The sequence below is a fragment of the Tenacibaculum aquaeponti genome (assembly GCF_052084715.1).
Taxonomy (GTDB): domain Bacteria; phylum Bacteroidota; class Bacteroidia; order Flavobacteriales; family Flavobacteriaceae; genus Polaribacter.
This window is the reverse complement of record NZ_CP197288.1, coordinates 1096134-1115218: the sequence shown is the minus strand read 5'-3', so window position 1 is coordinate 1115218 and position 19085 is coordinate 1096134. Positions and strand designations below refer to the sequence as shown.

13 protein-coding genes are annotated in these 19085 nt (G+C 30.8%); 11 read left to right on the top strand and 2 right to left on the bottom strand.

Annotated features, from left to right (window positions below; translation table 11 throughout):
• Positions 1–85: 85 nt before the first annotated feature.
• On the bottom strand, positions 86–1039 hold the full coding sequence (locus ACSIGC_RS04940) for a bifunctional helix-turn-helix transcriptional regulator/GNAT family N-acetyltransferase (protein ID WP_442267047.1): 954 nt from the start codon (positions 1037–1039) through the stop codon (positions 86–88).
• A gap of 132 nt (positions 1040–1171) precedes the next feature.
• On the opposite strand from ACSIGC_RS04940, the gene ACSIGC_RS04935 reads away from it, so the two are divergent.
• From ACSIGC_RS04935 to ACSIGC_RS04910, 6 genes are all read left to right on the top strand, one after another.
• Entirely contained in the window at positions 1172–1531 is a 360-nt protein-coding gene (locus ACSIGC_RS04935; protein ID WP_299681813.1) for a DoxX family protein, read from the top strand.
• Entirely contained in the window at positions 1519–2049 is a 531-nt protein-coding gene (locus ACSIGC_RS04930; RefSeq protein WP_442267046.1) for an NADPH-dependent FMN reductase, read from the top strand. The genes ACSIGC_RS04935 and ACSIGC_RS04930 overlap by 13 nt, the downstream gene beginning before the upstream one ends.
• A 3-nt stretch (positions 2050–2052) precedes the next feature.
• Entirely contained in the window at positions 2053–2493 is a 441-nt protein-coding gene (locus ACSIGC_RS04925; RefSeq protein WP_442267045.1) for a MarR family winged helix-turn-helix transcriptional regulator, read from the top strand.
• A 6-nt stretch (positions 2494–2499) separates the two neighbouring features.
• Positions 2500–3222, top strand: a complete 723-nt coding sequence (locus tag ACSIGC_RS04920) for a pirin family protein (RefSeq protein WP_442267044.1) — start codon at positions 2500–2502, stop codon at positions 3220–3222.
• Between the two features lie 218 nt (positions 3223–3440).
• The gene (locus ACSIGC_RS04915) at positions 3441–9014 is read left to right on the top strand and encodes a tyrosinase family protein (RefSeq protein WP_442267043.1); all 5574 of its coding nucleotides are present in this window, start codon (positions 3441–3443) and stop codon (positions 9012–9014) included.
• A gap of 208 nt (positions 9015–9222) precedes the next feature.
• On the top strand, positions 9223–9705 hold the full coding sequence (locus tag ACSIGC_RS04910; protein ID WP_442267042.1) for a hypothetical protein: 483 nt from the start codon (positions 9223–9225) through the stop codon (positions 9703–9705).
• Between the two features lie 64 nt (positions 9706–9769).
• On the opposite strand, the gene ACSIGC_RS04905 is transcribed toward ACSIGC_RS04910, so the two are convergent.
• On the bottom strand, positions 9770–11494 hold the full coding sequence (locus tag ACSIGC_RS04905; RefSeq protein WP_442267041.1) for a T9SS type A sorting domain-containing protein: 1725 nt from the start codon (positions 11492–11494) through the stop codon (positions 9770–9772).
• A gap of 156 nt (positions 11495–11650) precedes the next feature.
• Between ACSIGC_RS04905 and ACSIGC_RS04900 the strand changes: the two genes are divergently transcribed.
• The 5 genes from ACSIGC_RS04900 to serA all read left to right on the top strand — a co-directional run bounded on the left by ACSIGC_RS04900 (position 11651) and on the right by serA (position 19063).
• Positions 11651–13678: an oxidoreductase gene (locus ACSIGC_RS04900; protein ID WP_442267040.1), complete on the top strand. Its 2028-nt coding sequence runs from the start codon at positions 11651–11653 to the stop codon at positions 13676–13678.
• 65 nt (positions 13679–13743) lie between these two features.
• Positions 13744–14730 (top strand): UDP-3-O-(3-hydroxymyristoyl)glucosamine N-acyltransferase, encoded by a 987-nt coding sequence (gene lpxD / locus ACSIGC_RS04895; RefSeq protein WP_442267039.1) that lies wholly within the window; start codon positions 13744–13746, stop codon positions 14728–14730.
• A gap of 167 nt (positions 14731–14897) precedes the next feature.
• On the top strand, positions 14898–15077 hold the full coding sequence (locus ACSIGC_RS04890) for a CAL67264 family membrane protein (protein ID WP_442267038.1): 180 nt from the start codon (positions 14898–14900) through the stop codon (positions 15075–15077).
• 54 nt (positions 15078–15131) lie between these two features.
• A complete protein-coding gene (gene ettA / locus ACSIGC_RS04885) occupies positions 15132–16823 on the top strand; it encodes an energy-dependent translational throttle protein EttA (protein WP_442267037.1) in 1692 nt (563 codons plus the stop codon).
• Positions 16824–17179: 356 nt separating this feature from the next.
• Positions 17180–19063 carry a phosphoglycerate dehydrogenase gene (gene serA, locus ACSIGC_RS04880; RefSeq protein ID WP_442267036.1) on the top strand — a complete coding sequence of 628 codons (1884 nt, stop codon included), beginning with the start codon at positions 17180–17182 and terminating at the stop codon, positions 19061–19063.
• Positions 19064–19085: the final 22 nt, after the last annotated feature.

The following is a 19085-nucleotide window of genomic DNA, read 5'->3' as shown; positions in this document are numbered from 1 at the left end:
CAGGCTGCAAAACTAGTTATAATGTATGATTTAGACCTTAATTTTTTAAAGTTTTAAAATTAAATCACACAAGCGTTATCGTAATTTAAAGTCCTTTATATACCATTTTTATATCGCTACGCTTGTAAGGTGAATTAGCCTCTAAAGGAACTTCTACAAAACCATATTTTCTGTAAATATATATAGCATTTTCTAACAAAGTATTTGAGTAGAGTAGGAGCTTATTGAATTGTTCTTGCTTAGCAAATTCTATACATTTAGTAATTAATTTTTGCCCAATTTTAAGACCTCTATGTTCAGGAGAAACAGCCATTTTAGTAAGTTCAAAAGTTCCGTTTTCATCAAGAGGCATTAATGCTACGGTTCCTACAATTTCGCCGTTTAATTTTGCAAAAAATATGTGTCCACCTTTATCAATAATATATTGTTTTGGTTTTCCTAAAACTTCTTCATCGAAAGGTTCTACATAAAAATAAGTCTGCAACCATTCAATATTTAAATCGTAAAAACTAGAGGCAAACTCCTCAGAGAAGTTTATAATTTCTAGTTGCTTTTTGTTGTTTGCAATGTAATGTTCCATAATAGCATCACTAAATTTTTTTTGAATAAATTTCTTTTCTAGTTTATTAATATGTTCAATTAAAGAGTCTGATGTAATTCTTGTATAGTCTTTAATAGTGTACTCTATACTTTTCCATAATGGTTGAATTTGCTCTGCTAATTTTTTTCCTTTCTCAGAAAGAGCAATTAACTTTTTACGTTTATCATTAGGATGTTCTTTAAGGACAATCAATCCTTTTTTATCAAGTTTATTAATAACTTGTGTAGTTGCTGGTTGAGAGGTTTTTAAACTCTGATTTATTTCTGTGTTTGTCACTTCTTCTTTATGAAGAATAATTTTAAATGTAGGAAACAAATACGGATCAAAGTCAAAACCAAAATGATCGTAAACTACTTGAGTATCTTTCATCATGTATTCACTTAATCTCTTTAGTCGAGAACCTATACCAATTTCACCAATTCCTTGTAAAGCATCCATATTAATATATTTAAATATATAAGTACTTATGCAAATATATAAATTTTTCATATTACAATATAAAAGAAATAAATATCAAAATTTATTTTCCATGGAAAATATTTTGTATCTTTGTAGTGTAAAATTTTTAAAATGAAAACAAATCAAATTATTTTTTATGCATCTACAGGATTATTAACATTGTTAATGTTGTTTTCTGCTGGGATGTATTTTTTTAATCATGAATATATTGTAAAAGCATTTGAGAGTATGGGATATCCTACTTATATTATTTATCCTTTAGCAATAGCTAAACTTTTAGGCTTAGTTACAATTTGGTTCATTAATAACAGATCGTTAAAAGAATGGGCCTATGCCGGTTTTTTCTTCAATACTTTATTAGCGTTTTTTGCACATATAATGATTAAAGATGGAGAACAAATGGCAGCAGCAATAGGTTTCGTTTTAGTATTAATTTCATATAATTTTAATAAAAAAAGATGGGAAAAGTAATAGCTTTTGCAGGAAGTAATAGTAAAAATTCAATAAACAAGAAGTTAGCAACATTTGCAGCAAGTTTATTAGAAAGTAATGAGTTTAAAGTTTTAGATCTTAATGATTATGAACTTCCATTATACAGTATTGATGTAGAAGTGGAAAATGAATTCCCTGAAGCAGCAATAAAATTTAATAATGAATTAGCAGAAAGTGATGCAGTTATAATTTCATTAGCAGAACATAATGGAAGTTATACGGCGGCATTTAAAAATCTTTTAGATTGGGTATCTAGAAAAGATAAAACTGTTTTTAAGAATAAGCCTGTTTTAGTTTTAGCAACTTCTCCAGGTGGTAGAGGAGGCGCAACTGTATTAAATACAGCTTTAAATAGTTTTCCTCATTTTGGAGCAGATATTAAAGGAAGCTTTAGTTTACCTTCTTTCAATGATAATTTCAAAGAAGATAAAATTGTAGATTCAGATTTATTAAATCAATTATCAGAAGCAGTTAAAAATTTAGAGTCAGCATTGTAAGAAATGGGAGATATTAGTAAGGATATTCATTCGACCTTCGATAACCATCGAGTTAAAGCTTTTATCAATATTAAATACACAGCAAATTGGATTAATACTAAAGAGGTAGAGTTTTTTAAATCGTATGGTATTTCGCCACAGCAGTATAATATTCTTAGAATTTTAAGAGGAGCAGCAGATAAAATTAAAGTTCAAGTTGTAAAAGATCGAATGGTAGAAAGAGCTCCTAATGCCACACGTTTAATGGATAAGTTGGTCGATAAAAATTTAATTCATAGATCCAAAGGAGAAGTAGATCGAAGAGAAGTATACGTGGCTATTTCAGATGAAGGTTTATTGTTATTAACCGAAATAGATAAGGAAATAGATACATTAAATCCTTTAGATCGACTTACTGAAGACGAGGCTGAATTATTAAGTGATTTATTAGACAAAATAAGATAAATAATTATGCGAGTAGAAAAGTTTCCAGCAAAAACTCGTGGTTTTGTAAACCATGGTTGGTTGCAAGCGAATTACTCTTTTAGTTTTGCGAATTTTTATGATCCTAAAAGAACAAATTTTGGAGCATTACGCGTTTTAAACGACGATTTAATTGCTCCAAGTATGGGATTTAGTACGCACCCACATCAAAATATGGAGATTATTACAATCCCATTAAGTGGCGTACTAAAACATAAAGACAATACTTCTAATGAATGGTTGTATGTACATCCTAATGAAGTTCAAGTTATGTCTGCCGGAACAGGTATTTATCATTCTGAAATGAACGGTACTACTGATAAATATTTAAGTTTATTTCAAATCTGGATTATTCCTAATCAAGAAGGAGTTTCACCAAGGTATAATCAAAAGGACTTTAAAGTTGAAGATAGAAAGAATAAACTTCAAGTTTTGGTCAGTTCTATCGATGATGATAATTTCGATGGTTTAAAAGTGCATCAAAATGCTAAACTATCAAGAATAGATTTAGATGAAAATAATGAGTTTATTTATAAATTATCTTCAGAAAATAATGGAGTTTATGTTATGAATATTTCAGGAGAAATAAGTATTAGTGATGAAGTATTTTCAGATAGAGATGCTGTTGGAATTTCCGAAACTTCTTCGTTCAAAACTAAAGCAAAAACAACTTCAGAATTATTATTTATAGAAGTACCTATGGTATTTTAATTTTTAATAAAATTTAGAAATAAAAATCAACCTAGTTTTTAGGTTGATTTTTTCTATAAAATAATTATTCGTTAAAATTAATTGGGGGGATTTTTCTCCTGTTTTTAGGGAGAAATATTTTTTCTTTTTTAGTGTTTTACATGTCTGTTTATTAGTTGTTTACATGTGGTTTTTTTGTGTTTTTAAAATTAGGTTTGATAACGTTTAATCAAATCGAAATGAAGAAAATAAACATTAACAAAGCAAGTAAAGAGGAGCTAGTGAAAATTCCGGGTATAGGAAAATCAGCAGCCGAAAAGATCGTTAAATTCAGAGATTCAGGCGGAGTTTTGAATTCTTTTGAAGAAGTAAAAAAAGTAGGAGCAGTTCGTAAAAATTATGATGAAGCTTTAGCAGAGGCTTTAGTTTTTGATGATATTGCAGTCCCCAGTAATCCTAAAATTCCAGGTTTACCAACAACACCTCCTATTGTAATAGCACCAGATCCAATTCTACCAGCAAATCCAACGCTACCATTGCAACCATTACCTTTTCCAGTATTTGAATCATATAAGTTTAAGGTGAAGCTAGAAGGTATTAATGATGAAAAATTACCTAGCTTAGTAGGATATAAACTGGTTGTAGGTTATCGAGTAGGAAACTATATAGGTGGAGGAAAAACAAATTATGTAGAAAAAAGCAAAACATTTAATATTGGAAATACTCCAATTGTTAATGTAAGCTTGGTTAAACCTTTTCTATCTGCGAGTTTTTTAGAAGATAATTTTAATTTATTGATTTTAGATGATGAAGGAAAGGCAATCTACGATTCTACTTTTCAAATAGATGAAGCAGGAGAAGTAGAAATAGGTTTACCTGTTTTTTTGGAACAAGATTTAAAAGTCAATTTAAAAAAAGAACAAGGTGTAAACTATGAAGGTTATAAACTAAAAGTTACTTCAAAAACGAATAGAGGAGTCTCTGGAATTCAAACTCAATCTCAAACATTCGACATAAATTCTCAAAGTAGTTTAGATATATCTTTCGATAATTTTGGTGAAGTAGAAGAACTTACTTTTGAAGCTTTTGCAGCTACTGGAGTTAAGATTTTAGAAGAAAAATATGATTGGTCAGATATCAATGAAGTTGGAGGAATTAAATCATTAACTATTAATTTACCAAAACCTAGTGAATTAGCTTATACAATTCAATTAGTTGTAGATCCAGATGAATTAAACAATCCATATTTAGATCATCGTTTAGTACTAAGTTATGATATAAAAGATTCTAACACCTTAGATTTTGTAAAAAGAATTGAAAAAGTATTTGTAATAAATGCTTTAGGACAGGCTAAAGTAGATTTAGATTATTACGGAATTATTGATAAAATGGAGTTGCAAGTAAAAGCTCCAAGTGGTGAAGTAATAGGAAAACGTACCATAACTATTCAAGATATTGATGCTAATAATGAGGTTGAAGTAAAAGTTCCACCTAAGCAATTAGCAGGAGTAGATGGAATTGAAACTTTACCAGAACGTCCTAAAAAAACATCAGGAAGAGTTATAGATGCAAAAGGAGATAAAAAATTTAATGATGTTCAAGTAATTATTTATGCTGCAACAAAGGAAAATCCTGAAGAAGAAGATTTCAGACCTATTGTAATTGCCACTACAGAAGCTGAAGGTTATTTTGTAATAGATACACCAGTAGGATATTATACTGAAGCTTTTGCTAAAGTTGGTATTCCAAAAAAAGGTCATAATGAAGCACAATCTATAGATGTAACTATAAGATTAGAACGAGATAAAGTTGTAACTGTTGATGATGGAGATGTAGAGATTGTTGAGAAATTATTTTTTCCTGCAAATGTAATTTTAGTTGTAGATACTCCAGAAGAAGATGAAGAAGATTGCGATTGTAACGATTGTGGTTCTTTAGATTTCCATTCATACAAACGAGTAGTAGATGAGTTTTCATTCTATACTGTTGTTAGAACTACTGAACCAGACATTAAAGGGTATACTTTAGAAGAAGATGGAGATATGTCTGTTCAAGATGTAATTAATATAATTCCTTCTTTAGAAGTAGAATCATCTAAAAACTCAAGTATAACTGCAGATTTCAGACAGCAAAAGATTAGTAAAAATATTCTTTTAAAGTATCTAAATGATAAAAAGGGAGTAACATTTACAACACTAACAAAAGCATTAAATGAAAGTAATGCTAAAAAACTTAGAGGAAAAATATTACCTCAAAAACAAATTAAAGCTGTAGGTCGTCATGTGTTAGATATAAATACAGCTATCGATTGGGATGAAGAACCAACAATTTATCAAGCAATAACATTGTCGCATGGACATTTACTACAATTTAAACAAGAATGGGTAAATGATGGTTATGGAATGGGAGATTTATTATATAGTTTACCATTAGCTCCAGGACAAAAGAAACAAATTGTAGTTTACGATTGGGAAAGAAGAGAATCTGCATCAAGAACAGAAGCTTTAGATTACCAAGAAAGTTTATATAACTCATTAAGTAGAGATAGAGATATTAATGAGATTGTAAGAGGTTCTTTACAAGAAAATGTACGAGGCGGTTCAACAGCTAAAAACTCTGCATTTGGAGCTGGTTTAGGTATAGGAGGAATTTTTAAAGGAATTGGAGCTTTATTAGGAGTAGCCGGAGGTTCAAGTAAAGCAAGTTCTAGTGCTTGGCAAAATTCTTCAAGAACAACAGCTTTAAATGATTTACAACAACTAAGAGATAAGACTGTACAGTCTGCAAATTCTGTAAGAAGTCAAAGAGGAACTGTAATTCAAACAGCTGCTCAAGGAGAACGTTTCACGGTAGAGTCAGAAGTAGTAGCAAATTATAATCATTGTCACTCTATGACGATGCAATATTTTGAAGTGTTACGTCACTTAAAAATCCAACAGCGTTTATCTTCTGTTCAAGAGTGTTTATTTATTCCATTAATTATGACGCCATTTGATAGTCAGAAAATTTTAAGATGGCGAGAAGCTTTAAGTCGATTTGTATTTAGTAGAAGGTTAAGAAGAGGTTTTGATGCTATTGAAAGAATTGATAATGATTATGAAGGAAGTGATTTACCAGAAGGAACTTTTGCTGAAGAGAATTTAAATTTTATTGAAGGAGGTTTAAATATAAAGTTCGATATTCCTAGTCCATCCGATTTAACACTCTTAGAAACTAGAGATAAAATAAAACAAGCTTTAGCACCAATTTTACCTTTACTTGGAAATATTGATGCGCATATAGATAGGGTTTTTGCAGCAGAAGCAAATAAAAGAAATGAAATTTTTTATAATTATATAGCTCCGGAATTAGCGGCTGCTTTTGTAGAAAATCTTAAGATTGAAGCGGTAATTCAAACAGGAAATGATGGTAATGAAACAACAGTTCAATTACCTGTAGATACTTCTTTAATTACTCGTTTCCAGAATGGAAGATCACATTATGTAACATTACGTCAAAACGATCAATTAGACGGAATTTCTAGAGAAAGTATTAAAGCAATAAACATAACTAAAGCAGCAAATGTTACTTTAAGTGGTGGTCAAAGTTTAGCAGATACTTTGCCAGGAAATACCAAAATAACAATTACTTCAGGTAATATGCGTTACCGAACAGAGCATTTCTCTGGTACTTTGTTCAGAAAGTCTAGAATTTTAGATGATTTGGTAGGTTATGGTTATAATGACGATTCAGAAAAAGTAAGAATTGCTACTCCTTTAAATAGAGCTGAAATGAGAAATCCTCGTAACGAAGATTTAGAATTAGCTAACGCATTACAAGATCATTTAAATGATAATTTAGAGCAATATCATAAAGTAATTTGGATGACAATGAGTGATGAACGTAGATTTATGTTCTTAGATGGTATTCAAGTTACAGATTATTCTGATACAACTAATTATCCTGGAGGGATTATTAGAAGTGTAGCTTCTGTGGTAGAAAACAGAGTTATTGGTATTGTAGGAAATAATTTAGTAATGCCAGTAGCACCAGGTTTCAGATTAGACCCAAATACCAGAGGAAGAGATATCGATTTACTTTCATTATACCAGCCATTAACACCATTAGAACCAATTAATGTAAGTATTCCAACTAAAGGAGTATTTGCAGAAGCCGTTATGGGTAAATGTAATAGTTGTGAAATTAAAGAGGAAGATAGGTTCTGGAAATGGGAAGAGCATCCAATACCAGATTCACCTACAGCGATAGGTACTATTAATACGGATAGTAGACGTAGTGAACCGTTAAATACAACACCAACTAGTTTCCCTAATCCAATTGTAAATATTCAAAATGCACCAGATGCACCAAATCCAACAGGAATAGCTGCACTTCAAGATTTATTAGGTAAACAATCGTTTAAAGATATTACAGGATTAGAGCAAAATCAGAAAAATGCATTAGAAGCTTTAAAAGCGTCTTTATCTACAGCACAAGCATTTGGAACTAAAGCAGGTGATATGGCTGCGCTTGGAGCACAACTTGAAGCAATTAAGAAAGCGAAAGAGAATAAGATGTTAGATCATGATAAAGCAAAATCTTTAACAGAAGAAGCTATAAAATCTTTTAATTCTGGAAAATCATCAAGTAAAGTACTACAAGGTTTAGAGCAAATGAAGAAGGTTGATGAAATGAAAAAATCAGGAACAATATCAGATGATAAAGCGAAGGAAGTAACAGATGCTATTTTAAAAGGAATGAGTAAAGAAACTGGTTCTAATGAAAATGTAAATGATATTATGGAAAAGAGTTCTAGTTTATTAGGCTCTGGAGCATTCAATTCATTACAAGCAAAAACAACCAATCCTGATGGTTCTAGCTCTGAAATTTTATTAGCTAGTAATGGAAATAATGGAGTATTAATTCCTTTAATAGCTCCTAATAATTTTGATGAGTTATTTAAAAACGCTAGTAATCACAGAACCACTACTGTAGGTGCTGGAATTAAATTGAGAAAATCTCATAGAAATCTTACTTCAGCTGAATGGACTCAATTTACAAACGCAATTACAGCATTAAAAAATAAACAAAATGCGAATGGAGATCCTGTGACTGCTACAGAAAATAGGTATCAAGACTTTGTGAAAATTCATCAAGATGCAATGACAATGGCTAATATGGCAATTGTAAGAGCTCATGGATTAATGCTAAATCACCAAGGATTAAGTAATTTTTTAGCATGGCATAGAGCATATTTATGTCTTTTTGAAGATGAGTTAATTGCTGAAGGAGGTATTCCTTTACCATATTGGGATTGGTATAATGATCAAAGCGTACCATCAGAGATTTCAGTTGCAACAGATTTAACAAATTGGAATGTAACTAGAAATGTTGGAGGAGACACAACTCCTGAAGGAAATGGTAGATTCTTTGGAAGATTTAATGATAAATCTGAAATCGAAACACATTGGAAATCTAATGTAGACAACCCAGATTGGGCAGGTTTTCAAAGAACATTTGAAACTCCAATTCATGATAGAATTCATGTATATATTGGAGGAGATATGGCGACAAGTGGTTCTCCTAATGATCCTATTTTCTGGATGCATCATGCGTTTATTGATAAATATTGGGCAGATTTCCAAACGATAACTAACAATAAAGTTCAACCAAGTAATACGAGTGATAAATTAGAGCCTACAGGAACATTTAACAATGTAACTGTACAAGATATGATAGATTATAAGACTTCTTGTAAATATGAATATGAAGAAGCATTTTTTATCCCAGTAATCACTGGTCCATCTAATAATAATGGTACTGTAATGGCTTAAAAATTTAATTATTTGTTTGTGATTAAAGCTCTTGATTTATCAAGAGCTTTTTTATTAAGATTTTTTGTTGAATAATTTGTGTCTTTAATAAAGTGTTTTTCCTCATAAAAAAGGAGGATATATGATTTTAAAAATAGTTAAATTATTGTTAGTTAGTGTGTTATCGTGTTTTAGATTTGTAACGTATTAACCGATTAAAATTAATAATATGAAAATTTTTAAAAGCATCGCAATTATTTTTATTGTATCGTTAATGATGACATCTTGTGAAAAAAACGAGATAAACGATATGAATGAAGAAACGGAAACTATTTTAGTACAAAGAGAAGGTACTAAAGAGAAATTACGATTGGATTATCATGAAAAGTATGGAGTTGTTAAAGCTCATGAATACCCAATGAATCCAAAAGGAATACAAGCAGAGCCTACTTTAGAAGACTTTTTAGAAAAATCTGATATTAAAAAGGAAGAGTTACTGGATTACAGAATTGTAAAAGATGAATTCTCAGGAGTTGGTTTAGCAGAGCATAGAATGGAAGATGGTAATGTGATTAACGTACCGCATAGATTCGAAAGAGAGCCTGTTTATAAACTTGAAGGAAAAACGATTCACGGGAAAAAGATAATTATTATTATTATCATTAGATGTGCTAATGGAATGATAATAGATGTAATCGTTATAGAGTTTTAGTAAAACCAAAAAAGACTGTCTAAGTAATTTTAGACAGTCTTTTTTATAATTAAAAGTTTAATTTTTATTTTTTAAGGACTTTTATAAACTTTCGTTCTCCTTTTGAATTCGTAATTGCTAAATGATAAAGTCCTACAGATATAGTATTAATATCTAATTCTATCGAGTTTGTTTCTTCTTCAGTAGTTAAAATTAAATTTCCAACGGCATTGTATAAACGAATATTATATGTGTCAAAAACATTAAGTTGAATATTAATTTTATTAGTTGCCGGGTTTGGAAAAATCTTATTTATGAAAGCAAAATTTTCATCAGTATTCAATGTATTTCTATTAATAGAAAAATCTGCTATTACTGGAAAATGATCAGAAGCTGTGCTAGTATCAAATTCTTGTAACCCAAATAAATTTAATCGTTCACTAGGCATTTCTTCAGTTTGAATTACAAAGGTCTTTTCCGCTTTTAAAACATAATCAGAGTAAATAATAAAATCTAGTTTACCTGGAGGAAAATTAGAACCATCAGATCTCCATGTGTAAGCCATAGGAATATCTGTTTGTAAAGCATTATCGTGTTTAAAATCTGTATCATCCCAATCTAAAGGTGCACCAGAACCATAAGTACTTACATTTTTAATTTGTCCAGTTAATAAAGTTGCTAATTGATCTGAAAGTCCAACTAAGTTTAAATCACCAGAATATACAATTGGAGTATTTTTTGGTAAAGTAATTTGTCCGCCTGGAGATTTTGCATCTAAAACAAAAGCAGCATATTCATCAACTTGCCTTTGTCTTCTGTCATCAGCTCCACAACAATTTAAGTGTGCATTGGTGTATAATAAATCTGTTCCATATTTTTCAGGTAAATTTATAAGTACTGGGAATTGACGATCTAAATCCCATTCTTGAGTAATTTTCCAACGAGAAACAGTTACTTCTCCACCATGTTTTTTAACATACCATCCATTAGAAGTTTCTAAAGGAATCCACGAATCAAATAAAGATTTAATGTATTCTGTAGTCGTGTCTGCACTTTCTACAAAACCAATAATATCTGGTTGAATAACTTTTATTAATCGTTCGTATTCATCTAATTTATTGGTGTCTAATAACGAATTTAATTTTGTGTTATACGCTACAATTCTTATGTAAGAATTATCAGACTTATTAATATCAATAGGTTGATAAGGAGTTGTAGGGGTTTCATCAAAGGTGTAAGTGAATACACTATTTAAATTAGGTAACCAATCAAAGTTAGCTCTATTACGAATTAGGATTTTTACCGAAGAAGAAGGAAATAATGGATTAATTCCATCAGGTATACTTGCTCTAGGAATTGCAATTTCAAATTCTTTTGATGTTACTGTTGGTGCAGCTCTTAAACCTACTTCAGAAAAATTAACTTGTGTTTTTGGAGTGTTCACAAAATTATTGAATAATACACGTTCTCCAAATTGAATACCTAGTTCAGCGCCATAGTCATCTCGTACTCTAAATCCTGTACTAGAATTATTATCAGTGTCTAAGTACATGAAAAAATTATGTGGAATTATATTTCCATCTGTTAAATCGAATTCTTTATTTGCTTTAACTTTAATATATAAATATTCAGCATCGTTCGTTACTTGAAATTCTAATAAATCAATACCATCAAGAGATTCATTTGTATCAGTAAAGGTTGTTAATTCAGAAGTCCAATCATCAAAATTTCCATCAATACGAATTGAAGTAGATTGAGAATAACTACAAGTACAAGTAAAAATTAAAAGAGTTAATAAAAATTTTATCATTTATTTTTTAGTTATAAAAAGGTTAGCAAATTTATGTTTTCATTAATTTATAACATAAAAAAATAAGATTAAAAGAAAGTTAAGGTTTACAAATTCGAAAAATAAAAGTATCTTGCAGTTATTATGCATGCATAATAAAATTTAAAATCAGACTGAATGACTAAGTACAAGAATATTTTTGAGCCGTTAGATTTAGGTTTTACAACAATTAAAAATAGAATCCTTATGGGATCTATGCATACTGGTTTAGAAGAAGAGAAAAATGGATACGATAAAATAGCCAGATTTTATGCCGAAAGAGCAAAAGGAGGAGTAGGATTAATCGTTACTGGAGGAATTGCTCCAAATATTCAAGGATGGACAGGTCCTTTTTCTGCTAGAATGAGTACAAAAAAACATGCAGAAAAACATAAAGTAATTACAGAAGCTGTTCATGCGGCTGGAGGAAAAATATGTATGCAAATTTTACATGCAGGTAGGTATGGTTATCATCCACTTAATGTAGCTCCATCTGCAATTAAATCGCCAATAACACCTTTTAAACCATTTAAACTTAGAGAATCTGGTATTAAAAGGACAATTAAAGATTTTGTTAAGTCTGCTGTTTTAGCAAAAGAAGCAGGTTATGATGGAGTCGAAATTATGGGATCTGAAGGGTATTTAATTAATCAGTTTATTGCAAAAAGAACTAATAAAAGAAACGATGATTGGGGAGGAAGCTACGAAAACCGTATGCGTTTACCTATTGAATTAGTTAAACAAACTAGAGAGAAAGTAGGTGAAAATTTTATTATTATTTACAGACTTTCTATGTTGGATTTAGTAGAGAACGGAAGTTCTTGGGATGAAATCGTAATGTTAGGAAAGGAAATAGAAAAAGCAGGAGCAACAATTATCAATACAGGAATTGGTTGGCACGAAGCTAGAATTCCTACAATAGCAACTTCGGTACCAAGAGCAGCTTTTACTTGGGTGACTAAAAAGATGAAAAGTGAAGTTTCTATTCCTTTAATTACTTCGAATAGAATTAATATGCCAGAAACTGCTGAAAAAGTTCTAGCAGAAGGTCATGCAGATATGATTTCTATGGCTCGTCCATTTTTAGCTGATCCAGAATGGGTGAATAAAGCAGAACAAGAAAAAGACGACGAAATTAATACCTGCATAGGCTGTAATCAAGCTTGTTTAGATCATGTTTTTGAACAAAAAGTAGCAAGTTGTTTAGTAAATCCAAGAGCTTGCCACGAAACAGAATTAAACTATTTACCAACAGATAAAAAGAAGAAAATAGCAGTTGTAGGTGCTGGTCCGGCTGGTTTGGCTGCTTCTACAGTTGCAGCGCAAAGAGGACACGAAGTTACTTTGTTTGATAGTGAAAGTGAAATTGGAGGACAGTTTAATATAGCTAAACAAATTCCAGGTAAAGAAGAGTTTTATGAAACGATTCGATATTTCGGTAAACAAATAGAACTTCACAATGTTAATTTGAAGTTGAATACTAGAGTAAATGCTGAAGATTTAGCACAAGGAGATTTTGATGAAGTAATTTTAGCTACAGGAATTACACCTAGAACACCAAGAATTCCGGGAGTAGATCATGAAAAAGTATTGAATTACATAGATGTTTTAAAACTTAAAAAAGAAGTTGGTAAAAGAGTCGCTGTAATTGGAGCTGGAGGAATTGGATTCGATTTATCTGAATATTTATCACATGAAGGAGAAAGTACTTCTCAAAATATAGATGCATGGTTAAATGAATGGGGAATTGATAAAAGTTTAGCAGCTAGAAGTGGTATTGAAGGTGTAGAAAAACATGTACATCCTTCTCCAAGAGAAATCTTTATGTTCAAGAGAAGTAAAGGAAAGTTTGGAGGTAATTTAGGGAAAACTACAGGATGGATTCATAGAGCAAACCTAAAGAAAAAGAATGTACAATTTATTAATGAAGTACAATATGATAAAATAGATGATCAAGGTTTACATTACACTCAAAATGAAGAACAGAAAGTTTTAGAGGTAGATAATGTAATTATTTGTGCAGGTCAATTACCATTTAAAGAATTACTACAACCATTACAATCTAAAGGAGTTAAAGTTCATGTAATTGGAGGTGCAGATGTAGCTGCTGAATTAGATGCTAAGCGTGCTATAGATCAAGGAAGTAGATTAGCTTCTCAATTATAAAAAACTATAAAGAATCACTCTTCCTTCAAAGGAAAATCAAGAAAAACTAGAATTATAATACGCTCATGAAATCATATCTAATAAACGAAATCGCTACTTTTCTAAAAGGAGATTTAATAGGTAATTGTACTGAAAAAATACATGCTCCAGAACAAATAGAAAAAGCAACTAAAAATCATATCACTTTTATAGGAAATAGTAAGTATGCACGTTTATGGGAGAAATCAGAAGCTAAGACAGCCATAGTAGATGAGAAAATAACAATAGAACCAGGAGAAGGTAGAGCTTTTGTTAAAGTTAAAAATGCAGATTTAGCAATGGCAAAAGTATTAGAACTTTTTCAAGCTGAATTACCATTTTTTTCTACAGATATTCATGCTACAGCTGTAATAAGTGAGACAGCAAAATTAGGTGACAATTGTAAGGTTGGTGCAAATTCTTTTATAGGAGAAAATGTTGTTTTAGGAGATAATGTAATAATATATCCGAATGTATCAATCTTTGATGATACAACGATTGGAGCTAATACAATCGTTTGGTCTGGAACAGTGATTCGTGAGCGAAGTGAAATAGGTAATAATTGTATCTTTCATACTAATGTGAGTATTGGAGCCGATGGATTTGGGTATAGACCAAGTGAACAAGGATTAACAAAAATTCCTCATATTGGAAATGTTATCATAGGAAATAACGTAGAAATTGGGGCAAATTCATGTGTAGATAGAGGCAAATTTAGCTCAACAATATTAGGAGACGGTTGTAAAATAGATAATTTAGTACAAATAGGTCACAATTCTGTTTTAGGAAGATTCTGTATCATGGCCGGAAATAGTGGTTTAGCAGGTTCTGTTACTTTAGGAGATGGAGTTGTAATTGGAGGTAGTGCATCTATAAAAGATCATACGACTATACATTCTGGTGCTACCGTAGGTGCAGGATCAGGTGTTATTTCAGATGTTGCTGCAGGAAAAACTGTTGTAGGATATCCAGCTTGTGAGTCAAGAGAAATGATGAAACAATGGGTTGCACTAAGAAAACTTGCACGAAAATAAATAACTCAATTATATAGAACCGTTAATTTATTCTTGAATAATATAAATATTTCTCGATATTTGTATTTCATTTTGCGTAAAATACTAAGGCATTTATATGTTTATCTCAAGAGAATGATAGGCTTAGTATAAACCAGATTTGTGGAAGCGCATTAAAAGATAGATATATGGCAATGAACAAAAACACAGTGTTGGCTTACGCCACACTTTTAATGATTTTTATTGGATTTTTATTAATAGGATTAGGAGCATACAGATACGAAGACATAGGCTGGGGTTTTGCGGCAATAGGTTTAGGATTCTTTGCCATAGCTTGGGTTTTTAATGCTTTAAAAGGCCGTGTATAAAACAAATAATTACTTCTCAAATAAATTTTATAAACAAAATTAACCGCTACATAAATGTCAGACGATAAAAAAGTCATATTTTCCATGAACAGGGTTTCTAAAACCTATCAATCAACTGGAAAACAAGTTTTAAAAGATATATATTTAAGTTTTTTTTACGGAGCAAAAATTGGAATTTTAGGTTTAAATGGATCGGGTAAATCTACCTTACTTAAAATTATAGCCGGAGTAGAAAAAAATTATCAAGGAGATGTTGTTTTTTCTCCTGGGTATAAAGTAGGATATCTAGAGCAAGAACCTCAACTTGATGAAGACAAAACTGTACTTGAAATCGTAAAAGAAGGAGTTGCCGAAGTTGTAGAAGTGTTAGATGAATACAATAAAATCAACGATATGTTTGGTTTAGAAGAAGTGTATTCTGATGCTGATAAAATGCAAAAATTAATGGATCGTCAAGCAGAATTGCAAGATAAAATCGATGCAACTAACGCTTGGGAATTAGATACCAAATTAGAAATTGCAATGGATGCACTTCGTACTCCAGATCCTGATAAAAAAATAGGTGTTTTATCAGGAGGAGAAAGAAGAAGAGTTGCACTTTGTAGATTATTACTTCAAGAACCTGAAATATTATTATTAGATGAGCCTACCAACCACTTAGATGCTGAATCTGTACATTGGTTAGAGCATCATTTAGCACAATATAAAGGAACCGTAATTGCCGTAACTCACGACCGTTATTTCTTAGATAATGTAGCAGGTTGGATTTTAGAGTTGGATAGAGGTGAAGGTATTCCTTGGAAAGGAAATTATTCTTCTTGGTTAGATCAAAAAGCAAAACGTTTAGAACAAGAAAGTAAATCTGCTTCTAAGCGTCAGAAAACTTTAGAACGAGAGTTAGAATGGGTTCGTATGGCACCAAAAGGGCGTCAAGCAAAATCAAAAGCTCGTTTAAAGAACTACGATAAGTTAATGAATCAAGATCAAAAGCAAACAGAAGAGAAGCTTGAGATTTACATCCCTAATGGTCCACGTTTAGGAACTAATGTAATCGAAGCTGCTGGTGTTTCTAAAGCTTTTGGTGAAAAGTTATTATATGAGAATTTAGAGTTTAATTTACCTCAAGCAGGAATTGTTGGTATTATTGGACCAAACGGTGCCGGTAAAACAACAATTTTTAGAATGATCATGGGAGAAGAGAATCCAGATGCTGGAACTTTCTCAGTTGGAGAAACTGCTAAAATTGCATATGTAGATCAAAACCATGCTAATATCAATCCTAATAAATCTATTTGGGAGAACTTTTCAGATGGTCAAGATTTAGTAATGATGGGAGGGAAGCAAGTAAATTCTCGTGCATATTTAAGTCGATTTAATTTTTCTGGTAGTGAGCAAAATAAGAAGGTAAATACTTTATCTGGTGGTGAGCGTAACCGTTTACATTTAGCCATGACGCTTAAAGAAGAAGGAAACGTACTATTATTAGATGAGCCTACCAACGATTTAGATGTAAATACACTTCGAGCTTTAGAAGAAGGATTAGAAAACTTTGCAGGATGTGCAGTAGTCATATCTCACGACCGTTGGTTCTTAGATAGAATTTGTACACATATTCTTGCTTTTGAAGGAGATTCTCAAGTGTATTTCTTCGAAGGATCTTTCTCTGAATATGAAGAAAATAAAAAGAAACGATTGGGTGGAGATATTATGCCTAAACGTATTAAGTATAAAAAATTAATTAGATAATCTCTGAAGCTCACCTAAATGGTGAGCTTTTTTAATGTTTAAAATATCTTTATTAATACATTTATTCTTTAAGTTTTGTAAATCTATTTGTAAACTAATATTTAAACAAATTAAATAATAATAGATAATAACTATAATTTACAATTCTGTGAATTATAAGATGAAAAAATTAAGTATAAATTTAAAAGGTGAATTTTTATTAATTTATCTTTTTTTATGGATTAGAGTTTTAACATATTCATAAAATATATGATATTTATTATCAGACTGATAAAAATATTATATTTCTCAAAATTTGTGTTTTATGTCTACTAAATAGATTGTAATTTTCAGACTTGAATGGATAATTAAAAGCCATGAGTAAATATTATATTTTCGATTTCGACAGTACGCTTACAAAAGTAGAAGCGTTGGATGTTTTAGCTGAAATAACATTAGCAAGCAATCCAAAAAAAGAAGAGGTAATTAATGAAATTATCAAAATCACAAACCTAGGGATTGATGGGGAAATCTCCTTTACCCAGTCGTTAGAACGTAGAATAAAATTACTTAATGCAAAGCGATCCGATTTAAATCTGTTAATTCAAGAATTAAAGAAAAGAGTGTCCAGTTCTATTGAAAGAAATAAAGAATTTTTTGAATCGTATTCAGAAAATATTTATGTAATTTCAGCAGGATTCAAAGAATTTATCATTCCTATAGTTGCAGAATACAACATTCCAGCAGAAAGAGTATTTGCTAATACTTTCGAGTTTAGTGAAAATGATGAAATTATAGGATTTGACAGAGACAATGTTCTTTCTGTGCACAATGGAAAAATAGCTTGCTTACAAGGCTTACAATTAGATGGAGAAATTCAGGTAATTGGCGATGGTTATAGTGATTATATAACTAAAGAAGCAGGAGTAGCCGATAAATTTTTTGCTTATACAGAAAATGTTCAGCGTGAAAAAACAATTAAAAACGCAGATTATATTACACCAAATTTAGATGAATTTTTATTTATAAACGATTTGCCAAGAAATATATCATATCCGAAAAATCGTATCAAAATGCTATTATTAGAAAATATACATGCAGATGCGTATAAGAAATTTACAAATGATGGTTTTACAGTAGAAACTGTAAGTAGAAGTCTTTCAGAAGAAGAGTTAATTGAGAAGCTACAAGATGTACACGTAATAGGAATCCGATCTAAAACACAAATTACTGAAAAAGTAATTAAAAATGCTCCAAAGTTATTAGCTGTAGGAGCGTTTTGTATTGGAACTAAACAGATTGACTTAGATGCGTGTAAAGAAAATGGAATAGTTGTTTTTAATGCACCATATAGTAATACCAGATCAGTTGTAGAGTTAGCCATAGGAGAAATAATTATGTTAATGCGTAGTGTTTTTCAGCGTAGCACAGAGATTCATAACGGTGAATGGAATAAAACTGCACAAGGCTCAAAAGAGGTAAGAGGAAAGAAGTTGGGTATTGTAGGATATGGGAATATCGGAAAACAATTATCTGTTTTAGCTGAAGCCCTAGGGATGGATGTGTATTATTATGATGTTGAAGATAAGTTAGCTTTAGGTAATGCTACTAAAATGAACTCTTTAGTAGATTTGCTAGCTGTTTCTGATGTAGTAACTTTACATGTAGATGATAACTCTTTAAATAGAAATTACATTGGTGCTAAAGAAATTTCACAAATGAAAGACGGAGCTCATTTAGTAAATTTATCAAGAGGTTTTGTTGTAGATATTCCTGCTTTAACAGAAGCATTAAAATCTGGTAAGTTAGCTGGTGCTGCAGTAGATGTTTATCCTGAAGAACCTAGGAAAAATGGAGAGTTTTATACAGAGTTAAAGGGATTACCAAATGTTATTTTAACACCTCACGTTGGTGGAAGTACAGAAGAAGCTCAAAGAGATATAGCAGATTTTGTACCCGGAAAAATTATGGCATATGTTAATTCAGGAAATACTGTTGATGCTGTAAATTTTCCAAATATTCGTTTACCAAAACAACAAAATTCACACCGTTTTTTGCATATGCATAAAAATGTATCTGGTGTAATGGCTAAAATTAATAAAGTTGTTGCGGAATACGGATTAAATATTGTTGGGCAATATTTATCTACAGATCCTAAAGTAGGATATGTTATTACAGATGTAGATAAAGATTATAATCAAGATGTAATTCAAGAATTAAAGAATGTTGAAGGAACAATACGTTTTAGAGTATTGTATTAATACATTATTTACAGCTTTTTTG